Raw genomic sequence first — 8,496 nt, 5'->3', positions numbered from 1 at the left:
CTCGGCTGGCCGGCGCGACCGACCGCCTGGAGTCGGCGCTCGTGGCCGCCGCCTACGAGCGGACCGGCACCGACCCCGCTCGCGACATGCTGCCGGCGCTGGGCGCGCGGGTCGCGATGGCGGCGGTGCGCACCGCCGTCGGAGGACATGTCGCCTCCGGGTTCAGCGGGTCGCTGCGCCGTCGTCTGGACGAGGCGTTCGCGCTCGTCGACCCTCGCTGAGCTGACGGGTTCGCCGGCTCACGAAACGTCCGCCGTCATCGGACTCGGCGGACCGGGAGAATCGCCAACGCCGCGCCCACGGCGCTGACTCCTGCGACGGCATACAGGACTGCGTAGCTCCCGTCGCTCAGGGCGAGGACGGACGGGGCGATGGCCGGGGCGACCGCACTGGGCAGGGCGCCGGCGATGTTGAGGACGCCGAGGTCCTTCGCTGCCGTGTGCGGGTCGGGCAGGACGTCCACCGCGAGCGCCAGGTCGACGGCCATGTACATCCCGAAGCCCAGTCCGCCCACGGCCATCCCGACGAGGTAGCCGTTGTAGCTGCTCGCCGCGGCCAGGAGGAACAGCGCCAGGGCGTAGATGCCGGAGGCGGTGACGACGAAGACCTTCCGCCGCCCCGACCGGTCCGACAGCTTCCCGGCGGACAGCGACGCGGCCACGAGGACACCGGACTGGACCAGCGTCCCGATGAAGATCTGGTGCGGCACCGCAGCCTCTCGGCTCCCGACGTGGTCCAACAGGTAGTACGCCTGGTACGTGGTGAGGAAGGCGAACGCGAGGACGAACGCGAACCGACTGACGAAGACCCAGGCGAATTCCGGGCTACGGCGAGGACTGACCCAGAAGGTCATGACGAGCTGCCGAACCGACCACGCCGGCCGGTCGGCGGGATCCAGTCTGCGGTCCGGGAGGCTGGCGGCGAAGAGGAGGATGAAGAACCCGCCGACGACGCAGGGAGCGAGGAACATCCCGAGCATGTCGCCGTTGAACAGCCTGACGAGGAACGTCCCGGTGACCGAGGCGACCGGAAGGCACATGCCGAGCACGCCTGACACCACACCCCGCTGGGACACGGGCACCCGGTCGGGCAGGACCGCGGCCATCGCGGCGAGCAGGGCGTTGAAGCCGAGCTGGGCCACGCACCATCCGAGCAGGACCACGGGGATGCTGGAGGCCAGGGCCACGGCGACGACGCCTGCGGAGCCCACGAGGAGCCCGCCGACGATCCACGGCCGGCGCCGACCGATCCGGGAGGTGGTGCGGTCACTGAGCGTGCCGAAGAACGGGTTGGCGACGACGGCGATGGCGGCACCGACACCGGCGACGAGCGCGAGACTGTCCGGCGCCTCGTCGAGCCCCACGAGCGAGTTGACCTTGAGCGCGAGGCTCACCAGCAACGGGGCGAGGAAGAGCAGGCTGGTGCTCATGTAGGCCAGCGCGTACAGGAGCAGGAATCGCCACCCCACCGCGGGCAGCGGGCCGTGGTGGGGGTCCACCGCGGCCGTGCCGCCGGCTGCGCTCTCCGCTGGTGTCCCGTCGATCCGTCCAGTGTGCTCCCCACCGCCGGGCGGCACGCCCTAGTCTCGGACGCATCCCCCATCACGGGCTCACGACGGGAGTGGTCATGGCGAGCCCACTCGTCGACACCAAGCTCTTCGTCCCCCGGCTGCGTCCGGGCGCGGTGCCGCGACCGCGCCTCGACGAGCGGCTGCGCCGCGGCTCCGAGGTCGCCCTCACCCTCGTCTCGGCCCCTGCCGGCTTCGGCAAGACCACCGCCTTGGCGTCCTGGCTCGCCGGAGCGACGCCGTCGGACCGCGTGGTCGCGTGGCTGTCCCTGGAGGAGCACGACCGCCGACCCATCTCCTTCTGGACGTACGTGGCGGCCGCCCTGTCGAAGGCCGTCCCCGGACTGGACGCGCTCCCCCTCGTGACCTCGCCCCAGCCCCAGGTCGAGACGCTCCTGACCACCCTCGTCAACGAGCTCGCGGGCAGGGCGAGCGACATCGTGCTCGTGCTCGACGACTACCACCAGGTCGACGGACCCGAGATCGCCCAGGGCATCACGTTCCTGCTCGAGCACCTGCCCCCCAACGTCCACCTCGTCATCAGCACCAGGGCCGATCCGGCTCTCCCCCTTGCTCGCCTGCGGGCCAGGGGCGAGCTCGTCGAGGTCCGCGCGCGCGACCTTCGCTTCACCCGGCAGGAGGTGAGCGAGTACCTCGGCGTCACCGGTCTGGAGCTCGCGGAGTCCGACGCCGCCGACCTGGAGGCCAGGACCGAGGGATGGATCGCGGCGCTCCAGCTCGCAGCCCTCTCGCTGCAGGGGCGCGACGACGTCAGCGGGTTCGTCGCGGGCTTCGCCGGCGACGACCGCTACATCGTGGACTACCTGGTCGAGGAGGTCCTGACTCGCCAACCCGACACGGTCCGCGACTTCCTGCTGTCCACCTCGATCCTCGACCGGTTGAGCGGGCCGCTGTGCGACGCCGTCACCGGACACCCCGGTGGCCGCGCGATGCTCGAGACGCTCGTGCGCTCCAACCTGTTCGTCGTCCCCCTCGACGAACGACGCCGCTGGTTCCGCTACCACCACCTCTTCGCGGACGTCCTCCGGGCCCACCTGGGCGATGAGCGTCCCGGCGACCTCGACGCGCTGCACCGGCGGGCGAGCCAGTGGTACGAGGCGGAGGGCGAGGCGGCGCCCTCGGTGCGGCATGCCCTCGCTGCCGGCGACGTCGACCGCGCCGCCCGCCTGGTCGAGGAGGCCATCCCCACCCTCCAGCGTGCTCGGCAGGACGGGACCATCCGCGGTTGGGTCGACGTCATCCCCGACGAGGTGCTTCGCGACCGGCCCCGGCTCGCCGTCATGTTCGCCGGGGCGCTGCTGTCCGCGGGGGAGCTCGACGGGGTCGAGCAGCGCCTCGACGACGTGGAGCAACGGCTCGGTGACGCGCAGCCCGCCGGACTCGGCGCCACCCTCCAGATGTACCGGGCTGCCCTCGCACTGCGTCGAGGTGACTCGTCCGGCACCTTCAGGCATGCCCAGCTGGCACTCGAACGCGCCGGCGACGGTGACGACCTCGTGCGCGCCGGTGCGTCAGCCCTGTCCGGACAGGCGTCGTGGAGAAACGGCCATCTCGAGGCGGCGCACGCCTCCTACTCCGCCTGCGCCGAGCAGATGCTGAGGCTGGGTCACGTCGCGGACGTGCTCGCGTGCTCGATCACCCTCGCCGACATCCGTCTCACGCAGGGACGGCTGCGGGACGCCTCGGCGACCTACGAGCACGCGTTGCGACTGGCCGGCCACGAGACCTCGCCCCGGGGCGAGGTCCTGCCGGGGACCTCGGACATGCTCGTCGGCCTGAGCGGGATCGCCCTCGAACGCGGCGACCTGCCGACCGCCCTCGACCACCTGACGCGCAGCCGGCAGCTCGGCGAGCGCGGCGGCCTTCCGCAGAACCCGTACCGGTGGAGGGTCGCCCTGGCTCGCGTCAGGGACGCGCAGGGCGACCTCCAGGGCGCACTGGAGCTCCTCGACGAGGCACAGCGGGTCCAGAACACCGACTTCTCCCCCGACGTCCAGCCGATCGCGGCCGTCCGGGCCCGCCTGCTGGCCCGCCACGGGCACATCGACGACGCGCTCGGCTGGGTCACCGGGCGCGGACTGCGTGCCGACGACGAGCTGACCTACCTGCGTGAGTACGAGCACGTCACCCTCGCCCGCATCCTGCTGGCGCGGCACACGGGCGACGACGACGCCATGGCCCAGGTGCATGACCTGGTGCAGCGGCTGCTGGACTCAGCGGAGGCCGGCGGACGCACCGGTACCGTCCTCGAGCTCCTTGTCATGCAGGCGCTGGCCCACCACGTCTCGGGCGACTCCGTCCGTGCCCGCGTGCCGCTGGAGCGCGCGCTCATGCTCGCCGAACCCGAGGACTACGTGCACCTCTTCGCGCGTGAGGGTGCCGGCATGGTCGCGCTGCTCGAAGCGGTCGACGACCACCGCCGGTCGCCGTACGCGCACAGGCTGCTCGCCGCCTGCCGGCAGGAGCTGGACGCCGCGTCTCCTCCGGGGCTCCCGGTGCGAGGTGGCGGACCGGCACCCACCGCACGCCTCGAGGAGCCCCTCAGTGTCCGCGAGCTCGAGGTCCTTCGGCTGCTGGGGACGGACCTCGACGGACCCGGCATCGCGCAGCACCTCGTCGTCTCCCTCCACACCGTGCGCAGCCACACCAAGCACATCTACGCCAAGCTCGGCGTGAACAGCCGACGTGCGGCGCTCACCCGTGCCCGCGACCTGGGCCTCCTGCCGACGACACCGACGTCCTGAGTCCTTCGGGGACGAATCCCCACCGAGGTCACCTCATGTGGGGATGCTCGCTCCCCATCGTGCTTCCTAGGTTTCAGTCAGCCCCACGCTGAGCCTCCCGGACCCACCGGCGCCGGCCAGGGGTCGGAACGGGAGCAACCATGCACCGCGACACGGCCGACCAGCGCGACGGGGCCCGGTACGCGATCCGCGTCCAAGGGCACCTCGACTCCCGCTGGGCCGTGCGGTTCGAGGGCATGACGCTCACCACCGACACCGACGGCACCAGCCTCCTCGAGGGTGCCGTCGTCGACCAGTCCGCCCTGCACGGGCACCTCAGCACCCTGCGCGACATCGGCCTGCCGCTGGTGTCGGTGACGCGGGGTGAACCGCACACACCGACCACCCCGGCCACACCGGTCGATCCACCCACCTCCACCACCACCGCACCCCAAGGAGACTGACATGTCCGCCAGCACCGCGACCCCCAGCGTCGCCACGCTCACGCGTCCGGCACCCGGCGACTGGACCCGCAAGTACGCGTTCGCGACGGGGCTCTTCTACCTCATCACGTTCGCCTCATCCATCCCTGCCGCGTTCTACTTCTTCAGCCCGGTCCTGGACGACCCCAACTACATCATCGGCGCCGGCGAGGACACCCGGGTCGTCATCGGCGCCCTGCTCGAGACGGTCAACGCCCTCGCCTGCATCGGCAGCGCCGTCGCCTTCTGGCCCGTCGCACGACGCCTGCACGAGTCCCTCGCACTCGGCTTCGTCACCACCCGCATGTTCGAGGCGGCCGTCATCATGACCGGGGTCGTCAGCCTGCTCGCCGTCGTCACGCTCCGCCAGGCCGGTGAGAGCGCGGGCACGGACCAGACGTCGTTGGTGACGACCGGTCAGGCCCTCGTCGCCGTCCGCGACTACACGTTCCAGTTCGGGCCCAACATGTCCGCTGCCCTCAACGCGATGATGATCGGCACGATCCTGTACCGCTCACGTCTCGTGCCACGCATCCTCCCGCTCATGGGACTGCTGGCCGTCGTGCCGCTCCTCACCGCCACCGTCGCCACGGTCGCAGGGGTCACCGAACAGGGTTCGGTGTGGTTCGCCCCCGGCGGCGTGCTCATCTTCGTCTGGGAGCTCTCCCTCGGGATCTACCTCGTGGTCAAGGGATTCAAGCCCTCACCGCGGACCGCCGCCGCACCCGCCGACGTCAGCTGACAGGAGCCACCCCATGATCACCGTCGAAGGACTCACCAAGACGTACGGTCCCACGCTCGCCGTCGACGACGTCACCTTCACCGCCTCACCCGGCCGAGTCACCGGGTTCCTCGGCCCCAACGGGGCCGGGAAGTCCACGAGCATGCGGATCCTCGTCGGCCTCACCCGGCCCACGTCCGGAACCGCCACGGTCCTGGGCCACAGGTTCACCGACCTGCCCAACCCGGGACTCGAGGTGAGGGTGCTGCTGGACGCGTCCGCGCAGCATGCAGGCCGCACGGGACGCGAGATCCTCACGCTGAGCCAACAGATGATGGGCCTGCCTCCCGGCCGGGTCGAGGAGATGCTCGACCTGGTCGGCCTGACCCCGACGGAGTCGGGGCGCCGTGTCCGCGAGTACTCCCTGGGGATGCGACAGCGCCTCGGTGTCGCCACCGCCCTCATCGGCGCCCCAGAGGTCCTCATCCTCGACGAACCCGCCAACGGGCTCGACCCCGGCGGCATCCGCTGGATGCGAGACCTGCTGCGGGGGCATGCCGACCGTGGGGGAACCGTCCTGCTGTCCTCCCACCTGCTGCACGAGATCGAGGTCATCGCCGACGACATCGTCGTCATCGGCCACGGCCGCATCGTGGCCCGGGGCACCAAGGCCGACCTCCTCGCAGGCACCGGCACCCTGGTCCAGACCCGCAACCGCGGGCCGCTGGTCGCCGGGCTCGACGCAGCCGGCGTCACGTTCACCGACCACGGCACTCCGTATGCCGGTGCCGTCACCCTGCGCGTCGACGCCGACCCGGAGCTCGTCGGTCGACTGGCGCACCAGGCCGACGTCGCCCTCCTCGGGCTCCGGCCGGCGGACGGTGCCGGCCTGGAGGAGATGTTCCTCGACCTCACCGCCGACACCCAACGAGAGAGCGCAGCCTGATGAGCACCATCGCCCCACCGCACCAGACCTTCCCGACCACCCCACCGAGGCTGCGCCACGGATCCCCCGCACGCATCCCGCTGTCCCGGATCACCCGGGTCGAGCTGCGCAAGTCCCTGGACACGAGAGCGGGGTTCTGGCTGCTGGCCAGCATCGGCATCGCCTCCGTGCTGGCCACCGGTGCCGTCATCGCGTTCGCCCCCACCGACCAGTTCACCTACAGCACGTTCACCCTGGCCATCGGCTTCCCCATGTCGGTCATCCTGCCGATGGTCGCCATCCTCTCGGTCACGGCCGAGTGGAGCCAGCGCAGCGGCCTGACGACGTTCACCCTCGTCCCCCACCGCACCCGGATACTGCTCGGCAAGGCCGTCGCCACCGTGACCATCGCCGTCGTCTCCATGCTCGTCGCCTTCCCCGTCGGCGCCGTCGGCAACGTCATCGGGTCTGCCATCCACGGTGTGCCCACGGTGTGGGACCTCGGGGTGGTCGACGTGCTGTACATGGTCGCCGGCAACACCCTGCTGCTCATGGTCGGCTTCATGCTCGGCGTCCTCCTCCGGAGCTCCACGGCGGCCCTCGTCGCCTATCTCCTCTACGCCTTCGTCGCGCCCACGCTCCTGACCTTCCTCGCGATCAACCAGGCGTGGTTCGCCGACCTGCAGCCGTGGGTCGACCCCAACGTCAGTCAGGACGCCCTGTTCCGGGGCGGCCTCAGCGGCGAGCAGTGGGCCCAGCTCGCGGTGACGACCCTCGTCTGGCTCGTGGTGCCGCTGGCCGTCGGCGTCCGCGCGCTGGTCCGTTCCGAGGTGAAGTAGGGGCAAGCGCCCTCACTCGGTGTCGACGAGGTCCTGGCCGTCGATGGTGCCGGGGTTCTCGTCGATGGCCTCGGCCGCGGCCGTCGGCTCGGCGTCGGCGACCGGGCGGCGGTCGAGGTGAACGCCGGCGATCATGCAGCGCACCGAGCCCCCGGCGAGCTCGATCGTCGGGATGTCCACGGAGACGATCTCGCAGGACTCCTCGATGGCGGCCACCTGGTCCGGCCGCAGGCTGCGCCTCGCCCGCGCCGACATCGCCATGATGTAGCGACGCCCCTCGGGGGTGCGCCCGCACAGCTCGACGGCGTTGCCCGCGAACTCGCGGACCTGCTCCTCGGTCAGCTCCACGACCGTCCGGCCGTTGACCGACAGGCGCTCGCGCACCTGCTCGCGACGCTCCTCGTCGGGGATCATCTCGAGGGCGATCATCGCGACGTCGGTGCCGATGCAGGCGACGACGTTGGTGTGGTAGACCGGCACGCCGTCGGAGTCGACGGCGTCGAAGGCCATCGGCTCGTAGGCGAAGTCGGTGCAGAACCGCTCGAGGACGGCGATGTCCGCCCGGTGCGACCGGGCGGTGTACGCGACGCGCGAGACGTGGTCGAGCACCATCGCCCCGGTCCCCTCGAGGAAGATCCCGTCGGGCTCGAGGCCGGAGTAGTCGACGATCGACTGCACCCGGTAGTCGGACTTGAGCATCTCGAGCACGTCGGCCCGCCGCTCGTGACGCCGGTTCGACGCGTACATCGGGTAGACCGCGACGTAGCCACCGGCGTGGGTGGACAGCCAGTTGTTGGGGAAGACGCTGTCGGGCCGGGTGTGGTCCTCGTCGGCGAAGACGTGGACCGTCACCCCTGCCGCGCGCAGCGCGTCGGCCAGCGCGTCCATCTCGGCCAGCGCCCTGGTCGCCGTCGCGCGGTCCGACTGCCCCGAGGGGATGTCGGACTGGAACGCGTTGTCAGCGGCGGTCGCCGGGTTGGGATGGAACCGTTCGGCGCGGATCAGGATGACGGCAGAGGGGGCCTGTGCACTCACGCACGGAATCTAGACCATCGCGTGTGCCGTCCGGCCGTCGGCCGCTCAGAAGCCGCCCCCGAAGTCGCCGCCGCCGAAGTCGCCGCCGCCGAAGTCCGACCCGCCGCCGACGTCAGAGCCACCGCTGTCGCCCCACCCCGCGCCACCGGCGTCCGCGCCGCCCGTGTCCGCGCCGCCCGCGTC

The 8,496-nt window shown here is 71.5% G+C and carries 8 protein-coding genes; 6 read left to right on the top strand and 2 right to left on the bottom strand.

The annotated features are described in order from the left end of the window. On the top strand, window positions 1–221 hold a 221-nt coding region (locus N801_RS21175), incomplete at its 5' end, for a hypothetical protein (protein WP_035940702.1). 35 nt (window positions 222–256) lie between these two features. Here the strand turns inward: N801_RS21175 and N801_RS18085 are convergent. Then, complete coding sequence (locus tag N801_RS18085) at window positions 257–1,468, bottom strand: MFS transporter (protein ID WP_211254756.1); 1,212 nt, start codon at window positions 1,466–1,468, stop codon at window positions 257–259. Window positions 1,469–1,626: 158 nt separating this feature from the next. Between N801_RS18085 and N801_RS18080 the strand changes: the two genes are divergently transcribed. The 5 genes from N801_RS18080 (at window position 1,627) to N801_RS18060 (ending at window position 7,278) form a co-directional block, all read left to right on the top strand. After that, the gene (locus N801_RS18080) at window positions 1,627–4,332 is read left to right on the top strand and encodes a winged helix-turn-helix domain-containing protein (protein ID WP_035940703.1); all 2,706 of its coding nucleotides are present in this window, start codon (window positions 1,627–1,629) and stop codon (window positions 4,330–4,332) included. A 140-nt stretch (window positions 4,333–4,472) separates the two neighbouring features. Beyond that, entirely contained in the window at window positions 4,473–4,775 is a 303-nt protein-coding gene (locus N801_RS18075) for a DUF8691 family protein (protein ID WP_035940701.1), read from the top strand. Window position 4,776: 1 nt separating this feature from the next. Beyond that, window positions 4,777–5,535, top strand: coding sequence for a DUF4386 domain-containing protein (locus N801_RS18070; protein ID WP_035940700.1), 759 nt, complete (start codon window positions 4,777–4,779; stop codon window positions 5,533–5,535). 13 nt (window positions 5,536–5,548) lie between these two features. Then, on the top strand, window positions 5,549–6,460 hold the full coding sequence (locus N801_RS18065) for an ABC transporter ATP-binding protein (protein WP_035940699.1): 912 nt from the start codon (window positions 5,549–5,551) through the stop codon (window positions 6,458–6,460). Further along, window positions 6,460–7,278 carry an ABC transporter permease gene (locus tag N801_RS18060; protein WP_035940697.1) on the top strand — a complete coding sequence of 273 codons (819 nt, stop codon included), beginning with the start codon at window positions 6,460–6,462 and terminating at the stop codon, window positions 7,276–7,278. The genes N801_RS18065 and N801_RS18060 overlap by 1 nt, the downstream gene beginning before the upstream one ends. Window positions 7,279–7,290: 12 nt before the next feature. Here the strand turns inward: N801_RS18060 and ctlX are convergent, their stop codons facing one another. Then, a complete protein-coding gene (gene ctlX, locus N801_RS18055; protein WP_035940696.1) occupies window positions 7,291–8,313 on the bottom strand; it encodes a citrulline utilization hydrolase CtlX in 1,023 nt (340 codons plus the stop codon). Window positions 8,314–8,496 lie beyond the last annotated feature (183 nt).

It is taken from the genome of Knoellia aerolata DSM 18566 (assembly GCF_000768695.1).
In the GTDB taxonomy this organism is placed as follows: domain Bacteria; phylum Actinomycetota; class Actinomycetes; order Actinomycetales; family Dermatophilaceae; genus Knoellia; species Knoellia aerolata.
This window is presented reverse-complemented; position numbering and strand designations above follow the sequence as displayed.

Coding starts and splice junctions, on each gene's coding strand:
- N801_RS18080 (WP_035940703.1), top strand. CDS start 1,627: ATGGCGAGCCCACTCGTCGACACCAAGCTCTTCGTCCCCCGGCTGCGT.
- N801_RS18075 (WP_035940701.1), top strand. CDS start 4,473: ATGCACCGCGACACGGCCGACCAGCGCGACGGGGCCCGGTACGCGATC.
- N801_RS18070 (WP_035940700.1), top strand. CDS start 4,777: ATGTCCGCCAGCACCGCGACCCCCAGCGTCGCCACGCTCACGCGTCCG.
- N801_RS18065 (WP_035940699.1), top strand. CDS start 5,549: ATGATCACCGTCGAAGGACTCACCAAGACGTACGGTCCCACGCTCGCC.
- N801_RS18060 (WP_035940697.1), top strand. CDS start 6,460: ATGAGCACCATCGCCCCACCGCACCAGACCTTCCCGACCACCCCACCG.